Raw genomic sequence first — 18,045 nt, 5'->3', positions numbered from 1 at the left:
GCTAAGGTAAACTGCCCCTGTTTTCAATCGATGCCGAGGTAATGATGTTCAAGGTAGTTGTATCCGATCTCGATGGCACTCTGCTCAACAAGCAGCACCAGATCTCTCCCCGTACCCGGGATACCCTGCACCGCCTGGTAGAACAAGGTGTGAAATTCGTGGTCGCCACCGGCCGTCATCACGTTGACGTTCGCAGCTTCCGCGATGCGCTGGGGATGGACATCTACCTCATTACCTCCAATGGCGCCGTGGTCCATGACAAACAGGACCAGCTGATTTTCAACCAGCCGCTGCCGACCGAGATCGCCGCCGAACTGATTGCACTGGAGCGAGATCCCTCTATCCACCTCAATGTCTATCAGGGTGATGATTGGGTGGTGGAAGAGGAGCTGCCCTGGTTGCTGCAGTTCCACGACGAGTCAGGGTTCACCTACCGTCTGGTCGATGACCTGAAACAGGAACCGAAAGAGCAGATCAACAAGGTGTTCTACATCGGTGACCACGAGAAGCTGCTGAAGATTGAGGCGCACCTCAACCAGCGCTATGGCGATCAGCTCAATGTAACCTTCTCCCTGCCGGACTGTCTCGAAGTGATGCACGCCGGGGTGCATAAGGGCAATGCGGTGCGTGCCGTGCTGGAGCAGAACGGGTTCGATATGTCGGAGGCGATCGCCTTCGGCGATGGCATGAACGACTTCGAGATGCTGACCATGGTGGGACGCGGCATCGTGATGGGCAACGCCCATGACCGCCTGAAAATGGCGCTGCCGGAGTATGAGCAGACCCTCACCTCCGATGAAGATGGCGTCGCCGTCTATCTGGAGAAGCTGTTCGAGCTGGAGAACGTCAGCGCAGCCTGATCCTCTTCAGCCCGCCATCCGATTCAGCAAAGCCTCACCATGTGAGGCTTTGTTTTTTCAGGGTTTCCAGCCAGGGATTGGGCCGCTGCCAGCTGAAGCTCTGGTTCGCTCCGCCGTAGCATTCAGCCAGCCGCAGCGGCGTGCCGGGGGTATGGCGTCGCCCGGCCACATCGAGGCAGCGAGAGACCTTGCTGTTGAAAAGCCTGTCTTTCTGCCACTCCCACTGCGCCTGACCGTCACAGGGTGCCAGCATCACTTCGCTGTCGTTTTTGGCTTGCAAACAGAGATCCTGCAGACGCAACTCACCCAGATCCCACTCGAACAGTTGATCGTCTTTTCCGCTGCAAGGTTGTGCCAACACCTTCTGTTGGGACACCGCAACGCAAAAATCACCGCTGGTCAGCAAGGGGGAAAGCACCCGGTCCTCCGACGGTATCGAAGCGATTGAGTCCATCATTTCATCGGTTGATGGCGGCTTGATGGTACATCCTCCCAGCAACAAGGCGACCAGCAGGGCGGGAGAGCAAGCAAGGGAAATTTTGTTATTCATGGAAAATGCCTGAAATGGGCCGATGACATCCGTTTGTCAGTGACTCGAGGCTGAAGCATAACCGAAAGGTGGGGCACTCTGCCCTGATAGAGTGTAAACAGACGTAACAGAGAAAGCGTGCAGGCGCAGTAAAGGCCGGAAAGCAAAAAACCTCGCCGAAGCGAGGTTTTTCTAAATGTGGTCGGTGATAAAGGATTCGAACCTTTGACCCTCTGGTCCCAAACCAGATGCGCTACCGGACTGCGCTAATCACCGAGGCTATTTCTTTCAAAATAGTTTACTTCAAAAAACAAAGACGACCTGATGGTCATCCTCGTCATACAGCAAGTATGGTGCGAAGAGAGGGACTCGAACCCTCACACCCGGGGGGCACTAACACCTGAAGCTAGCGCGTCTACCAATTCCGCCACCTTCGCGTACCTGACAAGCTGTAAAATGGGGTGGCTGATGGGGCTCGAACCCACGACAACCGGAATCACAATCCGGGACTCTACCAACTGAGCTACAGCCACCACAGCTGTTTTCGTTCCACAACAACGCCCGTTTAACCGACGCACTTTTGATGGTGCGCCCGACAGGATTCGAACCTGTGACCTCTGCCTCCGGAGGGCAGCGCTCTATCCAGCTGAGCTACGGGCGCTACGCTGTCGAACGGGGCGCATTATTAATGATGGTTGCTGGTTTGTCTACACTTTTCTGTCACCGAAACACCGTTCGTTGTTTTTTCAAGCACATTGCGCACTTTTCTTCCACTATTCCCCTGCTGACAGCCAAAAAGGGGCAGATCGCAGTCGCAAATCGCCTTGCTGCCTTGACTTGATTTGATGCCCATCTAGAATGAATGAACGTTCATTCAATCGAAAGTCACACTGATGATTCTGGATAAAAAAGAGAGCATCTTCAACGCGGCCCATGAGGTGCTGGGTGAACGGGGTTTTCATGGTCTGTCGATTGCAGAAGTCGCCAAGAAGGCCAATGTTGCCACCGGCACCATCTATCGTTACTTCGGCGACAAGGATGATCTGATCCGGCAACTGCACCAGCACACTATCTTGCAGTGTGTGCCCATGGTCATGGCCGATGTAGCAATCGATAAAGTTTCATTTCAACAATTTCGCCAATTATGGCTCAATATTCATGCCATTTTTGTTAACGAACCCAACGCTATCCGGTGCAAATTGCAGTACGAGAGCTCTCCGCTAGGGGCAGAATTGGAGACCAATCCTGTCATTCTGGCTGCCTGGGAGCCTCTTGACCGATTTTTTGAACAGGGCGTTGAACAAGGATTGTTTATTGATTTACCGATACGGGCACTCCAGGTGTTGAGTCTGGACAGTGTCATGCATCTGGCCCTGCAGTGCAGGGTTCACAACATCACGCTGACCGAATCGCAGTTGGAAACCGCGATCCGGGCCAGCTGGAATGCCATTTTATCCCCCAATCTTTCCACCTCAGGAGCCTGTTCATGAAAAAGTGGATGGCCATTATGTTGCTGATAGCGATCGCCTTGTTTGGCAGCGTCATCGGCTTCAATTTGTTCAAACAGAAGATGATTGCCCAGTACATGGCCAACCGGCCGGAACCCGAGTTCCCCGTCACCGCTATGGTGACCAAGGCGCAGGATTGGGTACCGACCATCGAAGCGATCGGCTTCATCGAGCCGAATCAGGGGGTGACCCTCTCCACCGAACTGGCAGGTACCATTGACGCCATCACCTTCGAGTCAGGCAAACCGGTCAAGGCAGACCAGCTGCTGCTGAGCCTGGACTCCACCGTGGAGCGTGCCAATCTGCGTGCCTCCCAGGCCAAGCTACCGGCGGCAAAAGCCAAGTTCGATCGTTTCCAGAACCTCTACAAGACCAGCTCCATCTCCAAAGAGCAGCTGGATGAAGCCGAAGCGGCCTATCGTTCGCTGGAAGCGGATATCGAGAGTCTGAAGGCGACCATTGCCCGTCGTGAAGTGCGCGCGCCCTTTAGCGGCGTGGTCGGCCTGCGCAATGTGTTCCTCGGTCAGTATCTGCAGCCAGGCACAGATATCGTGCGCCTGGAGGATACCAGCGTGATGCGCCTGCGCTTCACCGTGCCCCAGACCGATATCTCCAAAATCAAGCTGGGCCAGACCATCAAGATTAATGTAGATGCTTATCCGCAAACCCAGTTTGACGGTCACATCACCGCCATCGAGCCTGCGGTCAACTTCCAGAGCGGCCTGATCCAGGTACAAGCAGACATTCCGAACAACGACGGTCAGCTGCGTTCCGGTATGTTCGCCCGCGCCAGCATCATTCTGCCGACGGTGAAAGATCAGATTGTGATCCCGCAAACAGCCATCTCATTCACCCTTTACGGCCAGAATGTCTACGTGCTCAAAGAGGGCGAAGAGACAGACAAAGAGGGTAACAAGGTGAAAGTGCTGCGAGCCAAGCAGGTAGTCGTCAAGGCAGGTGAGCGCCGTGGCAACGATGTGCATGTGCTCTCTGGCATCCAGGCCGGTGACCAGATCGTACTGTCGGGTCAGGTTCGCCTGAGCAACGACACCAAGGTTCATGTGGTCGAGAACGATGCCCTGGCCGTTCCGGCACAAACCCCGATGCTGTAAGCGCGGAGATCTGCGATGCGATTTACTGACATATTTATAAAACGGCCTGTGCTGGCGATCTCGCTCAGCTTCCTGATCGCCTTGCTGGGCTTTCAGGCCATCTTCAAGATGCAGGTACGGGAATACCCCGAGGTGACCAACACGGTGATCACCGTCAGCACTGGCTACTATGGCGCCAGTTCTGATCTGATCCAGGGGTTCATCACCCAGCCGCTGGAACAGGCGGTCGCGCAAGCCGACAACATCGACTTCATGACCTCCTCCAGCCAGCTGGGCAGCTCCACCATCACTGCGTACATGAAGCTCAACACCGACCCCAACGCCGCGCTGTCCGACATCCTGGCGAAGGTGAACTCGGTGCGCTCCCAGTTGCCGAAAGAGGCGGAAGACCCGTCGGTCACCTCCTCCACCGGTTCAACCACGGCGGTGCTCTACCTCGGTTTTACCAGCCCGGAGCTCAACTCCAGCCAGATCACCGACTATCTGGAGCGGGTTATCAAGCCGCAGCTCTTTACCGTGGGCGGGGTCTCCAAGGTTGATCTCTACGGTGGTGTCGAGTTTGCCCTGCGGGTATGGCTGGATCCGGCCAAGATGGCGGCCTTCAACCTGACTGCCAGTGACGTGATGACGGTGCTCAACAGCAACAACTATCAGTCCGCGACAGGTCAGGCGACCGGTTACTTTACCCTGTTCAACGGCAACGCCGAGACCCAGGTCAAGGATGTCGACGAGCTGAAGCGTCTGGTGGTTGCTACCCGTGACGGCAAGGTGATCCGCCTTTCCGACATTGCCAAGGTGACCCTCGAGAAGAGCCACGACATCTATCGCGCCAGCGCCAACGGCCGCGAAGCAGTGGTCATGGCGGTCAACGCCGCGCCCACAGCCAACCCCATCAACATTGCCCACGATGTGCTGGCGTTGCTGCCGAGCCTTGAGCGCAATATGCCGAGCACCATGCGTCTCAACGTGATGTATGACTCCACCGTGGCGATCAACGAGTCCATCCACGAGGTTATCAAGACCATCCTGGAGGCAGCCGCCATCGTTCTGGTGGTCATCACCCTGTTCCTCGGTTCGTTCCGCGCGGTCATCATCCCGATCATCACCATTCCGCTCAGTCTTATCGGCGTAGTGATGATGATGGATATGTTCGGCTTCTCGATAAACCTGATGACCCTGCTGGCGATGGTGCTGGCGATCGGTCTGGTGGTGGATGACGCCATCGTGGTGCTGGAGAACGTCGACCGTCATATCAAGGAGGGGGAAGAACCGTTCCGGGCCGCCATTATCGGTACCCGTGAAATTGCGGTGCCGGTTATCGCAATGACGGTTACTCTGGCGGCGGTATACGCCCCTATCGCCTTGATGGGGGGCATCACCGGCTCCCTGTTCAAGGAGTTTGCCCTGACGCTGGCTGGCGCCGTGTTCGTCTCGGGCATCATCGCCCTGACTCTGTCCCCGATGATGTGTTCCAAGATGCTCAAGGCCAACGAGCAGCCGGGCAAGTTCGAGAGCACAGTCCATCACCTGCTGGAGCGGATGACCGATCGCTACGACAGCATGCTGCACGCCGTGATGAAAAAGCGCCCCGTCATCGTGGTGTTCGCCGCCATCGTCTTCGCCAGCCTGCCGCTGCTGTTCAAGTTCATCCCGAGCGAACTGGCACCGTCAGAGGACAAGGGGGTAATGGCCGTGCTGGGTACCGCACCGTCCAACGCCAACCTGGACTACATCGAAAACACCATGGCGGATGTGAACAAGATCCTGGACGAGCAGCCCGAGATCGCCTTCTCCCAGGTCTTCTCAGGGGTGTTCAACGCCAACCAGGCGTTCGGTATCGCCTCCATGGTGCCCTGGAGCCAACGTGAAGCGAGCCAGAAAGAGGTGCTGGATCGGGTCGCCAATCTGGTGAAAGACATCCCGGGTATGGCCATCACCACCTTCCAGTTCCCGGAACTGCCGGGAGCATCGAGTGGTCTGCCGATCCAGTTCGTCATCACCACCCCGAACAGCTTCGAAAGCCTGTTCCTGGTGGCCGGTGAAATTCTGGCCGCGGCGCAGAGTAACGGTCAGTTCGTCTATTCGGATCTCGATCTGAACTACGACTCCGCCACCATGAAGATCCGCATCGACAAGGACAAGGCGGGTGCCTACGGCATCACCATGCAGGATATCGGTATCACCATGGGCACCATGATGGCGGACGGTTACGTCAACCGTATCGACCTGGATGGCCGCTCCTACGAGGTGATCCCGCAGGTCGAGCGCAAATACCGTCTCAATCCGGAGTCCATCAAGGGCTATTACGTGCGAGCCGCAGATGGCAAATCGATCCCCCTCGGCAGCCTGATCACCATTGAAGTGGTTGGCGAGCCCCGCGCCCTGCCCCACTTCAACCAGCTGAACTCGGCCACCATAGGTGCCGTTCCGGCTCCGGGCGTGGCCATGGGTGATGCGATCAACTGGTTCCAGACCACCGCCGACGAGAAGCTGCCGCAAGGCTATCGTTACGACTTCATGGGTGAAGCCCGTCAGTTCGTTACCGAAGGCAATGCGCTCTATGCCACCTTCGCACTGGCACTGGCGATCATCTTCCTGGTGCTGGCAATCCAGTTCGAGTCGGTGCGTGACCCGCTGGTCATCATGGTCTCTGTACCGCTCGCCATCAGCGGAGCGCTGATTGCCCTGGCATGGGGGCTGGCGACCATGAACATCTACTCCCAGGTGGGCCTGATCACGCTAGTGGGTCTGATTACCAAGCACGGTATCCTGATCTGTGAAGTGGCGAAGGAAGAGCAGCTACTGCGTGGCATGAACCGGATGGAAGCCGTGATGCAAGCCGCTAAGGTGCGTCTGCGTCCGATCCTGATGACCACGGCCGCCATGATCGCCGGTCTGATCCCGCTGCTCTACGCCACTGGCGCCGGTGCAGCACAACGGTTCAGCATCGGTATCGTCATCGTGGCAGGCCTTGCCATCGGTACCCTGTTCACCTTGTTCGTACTGCCGGTGATCTACACCTATCTGGCTTCCGAGCACAAACCCTTGCCGGTATTCGATGAAACCATTCCGCCCAAGGCAAACGGCGGACACTGATCATCAATCACTTGCCAAGGCCCCGATAAGGGGCCTTTTTTATGGTTCGCAGGAAAGACGACATAAGTCCATGAAGCAGTTAAACTAAAAAACACAACATCCAGACCGCAAGGACGCCATGTCAGGACTCATCTCCAAGACCGCCGAGGCCGTAGGCCGCAACGGACTCTCATACCGCCTGCTCTCCTATATTCTGGTGTGTAGTACCGTATTGGCGATGATCATCACGGTGCTGCAACTCGCCTGGGATTACCGCAAGGATGTCGCCGTCATCGAAGACAGCATCGGTCAGATCGAGGCTTCCTTCCTGCAGCCCATCGCCGCCAGCCTGTGGAACCTGGATGAGGAGCAGGTCAAGGTGCAGATCGAAGGCATTATGAACCTGCCCAATATGCAGTTTGTGATGGTCAAGGAGATGCTCGGCAACTCCGAAGTGCCACTATTAACCCAGGGGGTGGAACGGGAAAGCTACGACATCTCCCAGGAGTTCAATCTCACCTATCAGGGGGAAATTGTCGGCAAGCTGTTTGTCGCCGCGTCGCTGGAACAGATTTACCAGCGCCTGATCGAGAAATCAGTGCTGATCATGGTCAGCCAGACCATCAAGACGCTGGTGGTCTCATTTTGTATCCTGATCATCATTTACTATCTGGTGGTCAGGCATATCAACCGTATCGCCAACTACGCCCAGAAGTTCAATCTCGATCGGCTCGACATGGAGCTGGAGCTGGAAGGCCGCCCGCAACCGCGCAAGAAACCCGATGAGTTGGATACCCTGGTCTCTACCCTCAACCAGATGCGCACCCGACTGCGTGACGAGCTGGTTGCCCGCCATCAGGCGGTGGAACAGCTACAACAGGAGCGGGATTTCTCAGCCACCCTGATCAACTCTGCCAACATGGTCATCTGCTGTATGGAACCGGACTTGACCATCGCCAGCATCAACCCGGCAGCCATCCTTATGACCGGTTATCACCAACAGGAGCTGCTGCAGCATAACTGGCTGGATCTCTTCGTCAGCCCATCCCAGCGGGAAGAGCTGAACAATATCCTGAACGAAGAGGGTTCACTGGCGGACAAAGAGGTCATCATGCATGACCAGCAAGCCCACGAGCTGGTGCTGCAGTGGACCTTCGTCCCCTTCTACGAAGGGCCGAATCTCAAATACCAGATCGGGTTCGGTTATGACATTACCCAACTGAAAAAGGTCGAGCGGGAGATTATCCAACTCAACGAACAGTTGGAAGGCAAGGTAGTGGAGCGCACCCGCAGCCTCAGCGAAGCCAACAACCAGCTGGGCAAGGCATACGATGATCTGAAACAGGCCCAGCAGACCCTGGTGGAGTCGGAGAAAATGGCCTCACTCGGTTCGTTGGTGGCCGGGGTGGCCCATGAGATCAACACCCCTATCGGCATCAGCGTGACCGCCTCCTCCTACCTGCAGGAACGGGTCGCCGATTTCAAATCCCACATAGAGTCCAAACAGCTGTCACGATCCTATCTCAACGAGTTCACCGTCAACCTCGACGAATCGATGCAGTTGCTGCAGAGCAACCTGCGACGAGCCTCAGAGCTTATCGCCAGCTTCAAGCAGGTGGCTGTCGATCAGTCATCGGAAGCGCGCTACAACTTCAGCCTCGCCGACAATCTCCATCAGGTAGTGATCTCCCTCGGCCACAAACTGAAGAAGAGCCAGTGCGAAGTGGATATCCAGTGCGATCCCAAGCTGTCTATCTTCTCGTTTCCGGGCAGCTTCACCCAGATCTACTCGAACCTGATCCTCAACTCCATCAACCACGGCTTCGACAACTGGGACAAACCGAAGAAGATCACCATCAAGGTGGAGCAGCAGGGAGAGGAGCTGTTTATCGACTACTCGGACAACGGTCGCGGTATCCCACCCGAAATCTTGCCGCGCATCTTCGATCCCTTCGTCACCTCCAAGCGGGGTCAGGGTGGCAGCGGTCTGGGCACCCACATCATCTACAACCTGGTAGTGCAGTTGCTACGTGGTCGCATCAACTGTGCCAGCGAACCGGGTCAGGGTGCCCAGTTCCATATTCGCCTGCCGATCCAACATAACTGAGCGCTGGCTCTTGTGAGCCAGCCGCTTTATCCCCATCATGCTGTGATTGCATTCTTAATGAGCGGAGAACCTCGCAATGGCACAGCATTTTGACTATATCGCCATCGGCGGCGGCAGCGGCGGTATCGCCTCGGCCAACCGGGCTGCCATGTACGGTAAGAAAGTTGCCCTGATTGAAGCCAAAGAGTTGGGTGGAACCTGCGTCAACGTCGGCTGCGTGCCGAAGAAGGCCATGTGGTATGCCGGCCAGATCGCCGATGCCCTGAAATATGGCGCCGACTACGGCTTCGACACCACCCTCAACCACTTCAACTGGGCCAAGTTGGTCGAGTCCCGCCAGGCCTACATCGGCCGCATTCATCAGTCCTACCAGAACGTACTGGGCAAGAACCAGATCACCGTCATCAAGGGCTTCGCCCGCTTCGTCAGCAGCAACACCATCGAAGTGAATGGTGAGCAGTACAGCGCCGATCACATCCTGATCGCCACCGGCGGCCGTCCTGAAGTGCCAGCCATCCCGGGCGCCGAGCTGGGCATCGACTCCGACGGCTTCTTCGAGCTGCAAAGCCAGCCCAAGCGGGTTGCCGTGGTAGGGGCAGGGTATATCGCCGTCGAGATCGCTGGGGTAATGCAAGCACTGGGCTCCGAGACCCATCTGGTGGTGCGCAAACACGCGCCGCTGCGCAACTTCGACCCCATGATCCACGAGACTCTGGTGGAGATCATGGCGCAAGAAGGGCCCAAGCTGCACACCCACGCCATTCCGAAAGCCGTGGTCAAGAACGCCGATGAGAGCCTGACCCTGCAGCTGGAAGATGGTCGCCACCTCACCGTCGACTGCCTGATCTGGGCCATCGGCCGCGTCCCGGCCACTGACAACCTCAACCTGGCCGCAGCCGGTATCGAGCTGGACAAGCAGGGTTTCATCCCGACCGACAAGTTCCAGAACACCGCCGTCGCCAACCTCTATGCCGTCGGTGACAACACCGGCCGCATCCAGCTCACCCCGGTGGCTGTCGCGGCAGGCCGCCGCCTCTCGGAGCGGCTGTTCAACAACAAACCGAACGAGCACCTCAACTACGATCTGGTGCCGACCGTGGTGTTCAGCCACCCGCCCATAGGTACCATTGGCATGACCGAACCGGAAGCCATCGCCGAATACGGCGAAGATCAGGTGAAGGTCTACCGCAGCCAGTTCACCGCCATGTACTCGGCACTGACCCAGCATCGCCAGCCCACCCGGATGAAGCTGGTCTGTGTCGGCCCGGAAGAGAAGGTAGTCGGTCTGCACGGCATCGGCTTTGCGATGGACGAGATCCTGCAAGGCTTCGGCGTCGCCATGAAGATGGGTGCCACCAAGGCAGACTTCGACAACTGTGTCGCCATCCACCCGACTAGCGCGGAAGAGTTTGTAACAATGCGATAAGCACGTTGCAGACTGACCTGCCACTATCAGGTCATCTTCTCCACCAGCGTTCAAACCCGGCTCAGGCCGGGTCTTTTGATCCCGCCTCGCCACCAGAACCCTCGCAAAAACCTCGTTCTTTACGCCGATTTTACGCCAGCCAAATCGGGCTTTATGGCGCCTTTACGCCCGTTTTACATACCCTTTCAGCGTCAATGAGACCTATGGGATCGACACGGATATGCATCGATCCCTGACGCTAATTACCTCAACGGAGTCGTTATGAATTGGCTATATCTGCTGCTGGTCCTCGCCCTCGCGGGTTATCTGCTGCGCGCCCTCGCGCGCACCCATGAGTGAGGAACCGGATATGTGGCAAGAGATCATCTATCCCGTCGCGTTCGTGCTGCTGGTGCTGCTGCCGGCGCCTCTGCTTGGCAACTACCTGTATCGGGTATTTGAAGGCAAGAGTCGCTGGCTCGCCCCGCTTGAGCGTGCCACCCAGGCCTGCTGCGGCACGGACGGGCGCGAGCAGGACTGGAAGTCCTACGCCCTCAGCCTGCTGGCCTTCAACGGCGCAGGCTTCGGCCTGCTGTTCCTGATCCTGCTGGCGCAGGGGCTGCTGCCCCTCAACCCGCAGCAACTGCCCGGGCTGAACTGGCAACTCGCCTTCAACACCGCGGTCAGCTTCATGACCAACACCAACTGGCAGGCCTACTCCGGTGAAGCCAGCCTCTCCTATTTCAGCCAGATGGTGGGGCTCACCACCCAGAACTTCGTCTCCGCCGCCACCGGCGCCGCGGTCGCCATCGCCCTGTTTCGCGGCATCGCCCGCCAGCAGACCACCCACCTCGGCAACTTCTGGCAGGATCTGGTGCGCTTCTGTCTCTACGTGCTGCTGCCGATGGCGCTGATCCTGGCGCTGCTGCTGGTCTGGCAGGGGGTGCCCCAGAGCCTGTCGGCCTACCTGCCGTTCCACGGGCTGGAAGGCCAGGAGCAGCTGCTGCCGCTCGGCCCGGCCGCCTCCCAGATCGCCATCAAGCAGCTCGGCTCCAACGGCGGTGGCTTCTTCGGCATCAACTCGGCCCATCCGTTCGAGAACCCCACCGCCCTCTCCAACTGGCTGGAGATGGTCGCCCTGCTGACGCTGGCCGCCGCCATGGTCTGCACCCTGGGTCGTTACGTGAAGGATCTGGCCCACAGCCGCGCCATCCTCATCGCCATGACCATCATGCTGGTGCTGGGGCTCTGCCTCGCCATCGGCCAGGAGCTGAAACCGGATCCCGCCCTCGCCCACCTCACCAGCGAAGCCGGCAACTGGGAAGGCAAGGAGAGTCGCTTCGGCCCCGTGCTGTCCAGCATCTGGGAAGTGGCCACCACCGCCGCCTCCAACGGCTCGGTCAACGCCATGCACGACAGCTTCGCCCCGCTCGCCGGCATGGTCGCCATGATCAACATGCTGCTGGGTGAAGTGGTGTTCGGCGGCGTCGGGGCCGGCATCTACGGCATGATGCTGTTCGTGCTGCTGACCGTGTTCCTGTGCGGCCTGATGGTGGGGCGCACCCCCACCTATCTGGGCAAACGGCTCGGCATCACCGAGATGAAGTGGGTGGTCGCCAGCATGCTGGTGATGCCGGTCGGGGTATTGGTGATCGGCGGCATTACCCTGCTGATGCCGGACTCCGCCACCGTCATCGGGCACGACGGCCCCCACGGCCTGTCCCGACTGATCTATGCCTACGCCTCGGCCGCCGGCAACAACGGCTCCGCCTTCGCCGGCTTTGCCGCCGCCGATAGCTGGCAGTGCATCGCCATCGGGCTGGCCATGCTGCTCGGCCGCTTCGGCTACATCATTCCGGTGCTGGCCATCGCCGGCCAGCTGGCCCGCGCCCCGCGCCAGGAGACGAGCGAAGGGGACTTCCCGATCAGCGGCCCGCTCTTCATCACCCTGCTGATCGTCACCGTGCTGCTGATGGGGGGTCTCTCCTTCCTGCCGGTACTGGCGCTGGGCCCGGTGGCGGAACACCTGAGCCTGCTGGGAGGTGCCTTCTGATGCTGCACACCCGACTGATCTGCGTGACCCACTATTCGATGCAGGGAGCTTTCCAATGAGCAAGTCCGCTTCAATGAGCACCGACACCATTCAGGTGAAGGGCAAGAAACAGAAATCACAGATCCTGCAGGCCATGGTGGAAGCCCTCTATCGCTTCAACCCCAAGGCACTGCTCGGCAGCCCCATCCTGTTCACCCTCTGGCTGGCGGCCGTGATGGCGACCCTGGAGTCGCTGCTGGGGCAGCCGCTCTCCGGCGTCGCTCCTTCGCTGACCTGGCAGCTGACCGCCTGGCTCTGGCTCACCCTCTGGTTTGCCAACTTCGCCGAAACCCTGGCCGAGGGGCGCGGCAAGGCGCGGGCCGACAGCCTGAAGGCCGGCATGAGCCAGCTCAAGGCACGTCGAGTCACCAGCCCGCAGGATGACAAGGGCGAGTGGGTACCGGCCACCAGCCTGCTCAAGGGCGATCTGGTGCTGGTGCGCAGCGGCGAGATGATCCCGGCCGACGGCGAAGTGGTCGCTGGCATCGCCTCGGTCAACGAGGCGGCCATCACCGGCGAATCCGCCCCCGTCATCCGCGAGTCGGGCACCGACCGCAGCGGCGTGACCGGCAACACCACCGTCGTCTCCGACCAGATCTGGGTGCACATCAGCAACAACCCGGGCGAAAGCACGCTGGATCGCATGATTGCGCTGGTGGAAGGGGCCAAGCGGCAGAAGACCCCCAACGAGATGGCGCTGGACGCGCTGCTGGTAGGGCTGACCCTGATCTTCCTGCTGGTGGTGGCCACCCTGCCCTGGTTCCTCGACTACAACGGCACCCAGGTGCCCCGGCTCTATCTGCTGGCGCTGTTCATCACCCTGATCCCGACCACCATCGGCGGTCTGGTCTCCGCCATCGGCATCGCCGGTATGGACCGGCTGGTGAAGCTCAACGTGATCGCCAAGTCGGGCCGGGCGGTGGAAGCCGCCGGCGACGTGCGCACCCTGCTGCTGGACAAGACCGGCACCATCACTTTCGGCAACCGGATGGCGGACGAGCTGATCCCGGCCCCCGGCGTGGACCCCTCCTTGCTGGCCCAGGCCGCCATGCTGGCCTCGCTCGGTGACAATACCCCGGAGGGCAAATCCATCCTGACCCTGGCGGGCAAGAGCCACACCAAGCCGAGCCAGCTGGAGAGCGACATCCTGATCCCCTTCAGCGCCGAGACCCGGCTGAGCGGGCTGGATCGCAACGGCCATCACTATCGCAAGGGGGCGGTGGATGCTGTGCTGCGCTACCTCTCGCTCGATCGCAAGGCGGTGCCCGAGCTCATCCTCAAATCGGTGGACAACATCGCCCGCCAGGGCGGTACCCCGCTGCTGGTCTGCACCCACGAGAAGCTGCTGGGGGTAGTGTTCCTCAAGGACATCATCAAGCCGGGCATCAAGGCACGCTTCCAGATCCTGCGCCACATGGGGATTCGCACCGTAATGATCACCGGTGACAACCCGCTGACCGCCGCCGCCATCGCCGCCGAGGCCGGGGTGGACGACTTCATCGCCGAGGCGACGCCGGAGAAGAAGCTGGCCTACATCCGTCAGGAGCAGGCCGACGGCCGGCTGGTCGCCATGTGCGGGGACGGTGCCAACGACGCACCGGCGCTGGCCCAGGCTGACGTGGGCCTGGCCATGAACGAGGGGACCCAGGCCGCCAAGGAGGCGGGCAACCTGGTGGATCTCGACTCCAACCCCACCAAGCTGCTGGACGTGGTGCTAGTAGGCAAGCAGCTGCTGGTGACCCGCGGCGCCCTGACCACCTTCTCCATCGCCAACGACGTGGCCAAGTACTTCGCCATCCTGCCGGCCCTGTTCATCGCCGCCTATCCGCAGCTGGGGGTGTTGAACCTGATGCAGCTGGGCAGCCCCGAGAGCGCCATCCTGTCGGCGATCATCTTCAACGCCCTGATCATCGTAGCGCTGGTGCCGCTGGCCCTGCGCGGGGTCAGCCTGCAGGGCTCGGCCGCCAGCCTGCTGCGCCGCAACCTGCTGATCTACGGCGTCGGCGGCCTGATAGTGCCCTTCATAGGTATCAAGCTGATCGACCTGGTTATCACCGGCCTGGGGCTGGTGTAACCACATAGCGGGGTGCAGGCCTGGCTTGTACCCCATCAATCTTTTGGAGCAAAAATACATGATCGCAATCAGAACCCTGCTGACCCTGACCCTGCTGCTGGGGGTGGCGTATCCGCTGGCCGTCACCGGGCTGGCCCAGCTTATCTTCCCCTGGCAGGCCAACGGCAGCCTGCTCACCAACGCCAAGCAGCAGGTGGTCGGCAGCGCCCTGCTGGCACAGAAGTTCGAGCGGGCCGACTACTTCCACTCCCGCCCCTCCGCCAGCGACTTCGCCACCATAGGCGGAGGCGCCAGCAACCTGGGGATGAGCTCGCCGCTGCGGGCCGAGTTTGCCGCCGCCGCGGTCAGGGCGCAGCTAGAAGCCAGGGTCCCCGCCCTGCTGACCCGCTCCGCCTCCGGCCTCGATCCCCATCTGCCGCTCGCTGCAGCGCTGGCTCAGGTAAAGCGGGTCGCCGGGCAACGGGGGCTGGATCCCGTTCAGCTGACAGAGCAGGTCAAGTCGGCGGCACAAGCTGGTATCCTTGGCCCGCAGGTGGTCAACATTCTCCAGTTGAACCTGCAACTCGATCATCAAAAGGGCGCCTGAGGGCGCTCCTTGTAGTTCGGGACAGGCTCCCTTTCGACACGGGGACAAGCATGAGCAATGAGGTCACGGCCGCGGTTCGGCCGATGCAACGGGAGCACGGGGATGCGTGATGAGGTGAGGGCGGACGCCCTGCTGGCGAGCCTGGAACAGGAGCACAGGGGCAAGCTGAAGGTGTTTCTCGGTGCCGCCCCCGGCGTCGGCAAGACCTACGCCATGCTGCAAGCGGTACGGGAGCAGGCCAAGGAGGGAGTCGACATCCTGATCGGGGTGGTGGAGACCCACGGCCGCCAGGAGACCCTGGCCCTGCTCGACAAGCTCGCCATCCAGCCGCGCAAGCTGCACCTGCACCGCCAGCAGCGGCTGGAGGAGATGGATCTGGACGGCCTGCTGGCCCGCAAGCCCGCCATCGCCGTGGTGGACGAGCTGGCTCACAGCAACGCCCCCGGCAGCCGCCACGAGAAGCGCTGGCAGGATGTGGAGGAGCTGCTGGGTGCCGGCATCGACGTCTACACCACCCTCAACGTGCAGCACCTGGAGAGCCTCAACGATCTGGTGTGGCAGCTGACCGGGGTCAGGGTCAAGGAGACCCTGCCGGATCAGGTGCTGCTGGAGGCCGACAGCCTGGTGCTGATCGACCTCCCCCCCAAGGAGTTGCTCGGCCGCCTCAAGGAGGGGAAGGTCTATGTGCCCCATCAGGCCAAGGCCGCCCTGCAATCCTTCTTCTCTCTGAACAACCTCACCGCCCTGCGCGAGCTGGCGATGCAGACCGCCGCCAGCCACGTGGAGGGGGATCTGCAACTGCAGTGGCAGGCCGCCGGCAAGACCACTCTGCCGCTGCGGGGCAAGCTGATGGTCTGCCTCGGCGATCAGCACGGCGCGGCCTTGGTGCGCTACGGCCACCGCTTCGCCCAGCGCCGCCAGCTGCCCTGGCTGGTGGTGCACATCGACAGCAAGGGGCAGCGCTCGGTCGAGCTGGAGCAGGCGCTGGCGCTCGCTTCCCAGCTGGGGGCCAAGGTGTTGACCCTCTCCAGTCCGGCGGTGGCCGACACCCTGCTGGAGACCGCCGAGCAGCAGCAGGTATCGCAACTGCTGCTGGGCAAACCCCACAAGGCGCCCTGGCGTCGCTCGCTGGTGCAGCACCTGCTCAAGCAGGCGCAAGGACTCGAGATCACGCTGGTGGATACCGAGAAGCGCAAGCCCAGCCTGGGCTTGCAGCCGCTCCACCCCAAGGACATTCGTCAGAGCCTGCTGGCGGTAGCCATCATGGGGACCACCTCGGCCGCTGTCTGGGGCCTCTCCCACTGGCTGCCGCCCGCCTCCCTGCCCATGCTGTTCGTGCTGGGGGTGCTGGCCACCGCGCTCACCACCAGCCTGATGCCCGCCATCCTGGCCGCGGTGCTGGGCTTCGTCGGCCACAATCTGCTGTTCACCGCCCCCTACTTCTCTTTGAGCGTGGCCAGCCACAGCGATCTGCTCACCCTGTTCGTGTTGCTGATCGTCGGCATCACGGCCGGGCGGCTCGCCTCCCGTCAGCGCCAACAGCTGATCGGCCTGCGCGAGACCCAGCAACTGGGCAATGCCCTGCTGTCGCTGAGCCAGGGGCTGGCCACCGCCAGCAGCCCGGAAGAGGTGCTCAGACAGGGATCCCAGGCCATCTTGCTGGCGCTGGGCCAGCCGGTGTTCGCCCTCGATCAGCACTACCAGCACAGGGCCGGTTCGACCCAGCACAAGCCGGGGCAGACCGACAAGGCGGCCATCGACTGGTGTCTGGCCCAGAAACAGAGCGCCGGCGCCCACACCGCCACCCTCAACGCGGCCGAGGCCCAGTACCACCACCTCAGCGATGAACTGGTGCTGGGGATAGTGCTGGCCAATCCGCTCGCCTCTTCGGCCGAGCATCAGCTGCAGGCCCTGCTCACCGATATCCGCGCCGCGCTGGCCCGGATCGATCTCAACGAACGGCTGGCCGACAGCCAGCTGCAGGCGGAGACCGACCGGATGCGCGCCGCCCTGCTCTCCTCGGTCTCGCACGATCTGAAGACGCCGCTGGCCACCATCATGGGGGCCGGCAGCACCCTGCTGGAATATGGTGACCGGATCAGCAGCGAAGATCGCAGCGAGCTGCTGCACTCGGTGCAGGACGAGGCGCGTCGCCTGCACAGCTATGTGCAAAACCTGCTGGACATGACCCGCATCGGCTCGCCGGATTTCCAGCTGAAACGGGACTGGGTCGACCTGGCGGATCTGGTGGAGAACGCACGCCGCCGGCTCGACTCCTCCTGGCGCCAGCACAAGCTGCTGGTGCACTTCGATCAGCAGATCCCCCGCCTCTATGTGCACGGCGCCCTGATCGAGCAGGTGCTGGTCAACATCCTCGACAACGCCTCCCGCTACTCACCGGCCGGCACCCCCATCGAGTTCAAGGTAATGCTGGCGGATCCCGATCTCATCCTCGACATCATCGACATCGGGGTCGGCATCGCCGAGTCGGATCGGGACAAGATCTTCAATCTGTTCTACACCCAGCCGGTCGGCGACTGCGGCAGCCGCGGCACCGGACTTGGTCTCGCCATTTCCCGCGCTATGATAGAGGCCCACGGTGGCCGCATCTGGGCATTTTCCGGCCCCAACGGCAACGGCACCTGCATGCGCATCTCCCTGCCGCTGGCGCTCAATGCAGCCGCGGCCTGAACCTTT

11 protein-coding genes and 4 tRNA genes are annotated in these 18,045 nt (G+C 60.7%); 10 read left to right on the top strand and 5 right to left on the bottom strand.

From position 1 onward, the window contains the following. Positions 1-44: 44 nt before the first annotated feature. Positions 45-860, top strand: coding sequence for a Cof-type HAD-IIB family hydrolase (locus G5171_RS18595; RefSeq protein WP_040069618.1), 816 nt, complete (start codon positions 45-47; stop codon positions 858-860). A gap of 34 nt (positions 861-894) precedes the next feature. Here the strand turns inward: G5171_RS18595 and G5171_RS18590 are convergent, their stop codons facing one another. From G5171_RS18590 to G5171_RS18570, 5 genes are all read right to left on the bottom strand, one after another. Next, positions 895-1,410 carry a ricin-type beta-trefoil lectin domain protein gene (locus G5171_RS18590; protein ID WP_216979787.1) on the bottom strand — a complete coding sequence of 172 codons (516 nt, stop codon included), beginning with the start codon at positions 1,408-1,410 and terminating at the stop codon, positions 895-897. Between the two features lie 178 nt (positions 1,411-1,588). After that, positions 1,589-1,665, bottom strand: a tRNA-Pro gene (locus tag G5171_RS18585). Positions 1,666-1,740: 75 nt separating this feature from the next. After that, a tRNA-Leu gene (locus G5171_RS18580) sits at positions 1,741-1,826 on the bottom strand. A 20-nt stretch (positions 1,827-1,846) separates the two neighbouring features. After that, positions 1,847-1,922: transfer RNA gene (locus G5171_RS18575), tRNA-His, on the bottom strand. Positions 1,923-1,973: 51 nt separating this feature from the next. Next, positions 1,974-2,050, bottom strand: a tRNA-Arg gene (locus G5171_RS18570). 232 nt (positions 2,051-2,282) lie between these two features. Here G5171_RS18570 and G5171_RS18565 point away from each other — a divergent pair. The 9 genes from G5171_RS18565 (at position 2,283) to G5171_RS18525 (ending at position 18,039) form a co-directional block, all read left to right on the top strand. After that, positions 2,283-2,879, top strand: a complete 597-nt coding sequence (locus G5171_RS18565) for a TetR/AcrR family transcriptional regulator (RefSeq protein ID WP_005339267.1) — start codon at positions 2,283-2,285, stop codon at positions 2,877-2,879. Then, entirely contained in the window at positions 2,876-4,009 is a 1,134-nt protein-coding gene (locus G5171_RS18560) for an efflux RND transporter periplasmic adaptor subunit (protein ID WP_005355753.1), read from the top strand. The genes G5171_RS18565 and G5171_RS18560 overlap by 4 nt, the downstream gene beginning before the upstream one ends. A gap of 15 nt (positions 4,010-4,024) precedes the next feature. Further along, positions 4,025-7,105: a multidrug efflux RND transporter permease subunit gene (locus tag G5171_RS18555; protein WP_421260576.1), complete on the top strand. Its 3,081-nt coding sequence runs from the start codon at positions 4,025-4,027 to the stop codon at positions 7,103-7,105. Positions 7,106-7,223: 118 nt separating this feature from the next. Next, positions 7,224-9,191 (top strand): ATP-binding protein, encoded by a 1,968-nt coding sequence (locus tag G5171_RS18550; RefSeq protein ID WP_005342282.1) that lies wholly within the window; start codon positions 7,224-7,226, stop codon positions 9,189-9,191. A gap of 76 nt (positions 9,192-9,267) precedes the next feature. After that, a complete protein-coding gene (gorA, locus tag G5171_RS18545) occupies positions 9,268-10,617 on the top strand; it encodes a glutathione-disulfide reductase (protein ID WP_337073432.1) in 1,350 nt (449 codons plus the stop codon). Between the two features lie 349 nt (positions 10,618-10,966). Beyond that, positions 10,967-12,649 (top strand): potassium-transporting ATPase subunit KdpA, encoded by a 1,683-nt coding sequence (gene kdpA, locus G5171_RS18540; RefSeq protein WP_421260575.1) that lies wholly within the window; start codon positions 10,967-10,969, stop codon positions 12,647-12,649. Positions 12,650-12,704: 55 nt separating this feature from the next. Continuing rightward, on the top strand, positions 12,705-14,762 hold the full coding sequence (gene kdpB / locus G5171_RS18535; protein ID WP_421260574.1) for a potassium-transporting ATPase subunit KdpB: 2,058 nt from the start codon (positions 12,705-12,707) through the stop codon (positions 14,760-14,762). Between the two features lie 58 nt (positions 14,763-14,820). Further along, positions 14,821-15,348, top strand: coding sequence for a potassium-transporting ATPase subunit C (locus tag G5171_RS18530; protein ID WP_421244763.1), 528 nt, complete (start codon positions 14,821-14,823; stop codon positions 15,346-15,348). A 102-nt stretch (positions 15,349-15,450) separates the two neighbouring features. Then, complete coding sequence (locus G5171_RS18525) at positions 15,451-18,039, top strand: DUF4118 domain-containing protein (protein WP_421260573.1); 2,589 nt, start codon at positions 15,451-15,453, stop codon at positions 18,037-18,039. Positions 18,040-18,045 lie beyond the last annotated feature (6 nt).

The sequence above is a fragment of the Aeromonas sp. 600774 genome, from assembly GCF_049175075.1.
Lineage (GTDB): Bacteria > Pseudomonadota > Gammaproteobacteria > Enterobacterales > Aeromonadaceae > Aeromonas > Aeromonas veronii_A.
Note: the sequence above shows the minus strand (reverse complement) of the source record. Positions and strands in the feature narration are given on the sequence as shown.

Coding starts and splice junctions, on each gene's coding strand:
- G5171_RS18590 (WP_216979787.1), bottom strand. CDS start 1,410: ATGAATAACAAAATTTCCCTTGCTTGCTCTCCCGCCCTGCTGGTCGCC.
- G5171_RS18560 (WP_005355753.1), top strand. CDS start 2,876: ATGAAAAAGTGGATGGCCATTATGTTGCTGATAGCGATCGCCTTGTTT.
- kdpB (WP_421260574.1), top strand. CDS start 12,705: ATGAGCAAGTCCGCTTCAATGAGCACCGACACCATTCAGGTGAAGGGC.
- G5171_RS18525 (WP_421260573.1), top strand. CDS start 15,451: ATGCGTGATGAGGTGAGGGCGGACGCCCTGCTGGCGAGCCTGGAACAG.
- G5171_RS18595 (WP_040069618.1), top strand. CDS start 45: ATGTTCAAGGTAGTTGTATCCGATCTCGATGGCACTCTGCTCAACAAG.
- gorA (WP_337073432.1), top strand. CDS start 9,268: ATGGCACAGCATTTTGACTATATCGCCATCGGCGGCGGCAGCGGCGGT.
- G5171_RS18550 (WP_005342282.1), top strand. CDS start 7,224: ATGTCAGGACTCATCTCCAAGACCGCCGAGGCCGTAGGCCGCAACGGA.
- G5171_RS18555 (WP_421260576.1), top strand. CDS start 4,025: ATGCGATTTACTGACATATTTATAAAACGGCCTGTGCTGGCGATCTCG.
- G5171_RS18565 (WP_005339267.1), top strand. CDS start 2,283: ATGATTCTGGATAAAAAAGAGAGCATCTTCAACGCGGCCCATGAGGTG.
- kdpA (WP_421260575.1), top strand. CDS start 10,967: ATGTGGCAAGAGATCATCTATCCCGTCGCGTTCGTGCTGCTGGTGCTG.
- G5171_RS18530 (WP_421244763.1), top strand. CDS start 14,821: ATGATCGCAATCAGAACCCTGCTGACCCTGACCCTGCTGCTGGGGGTG.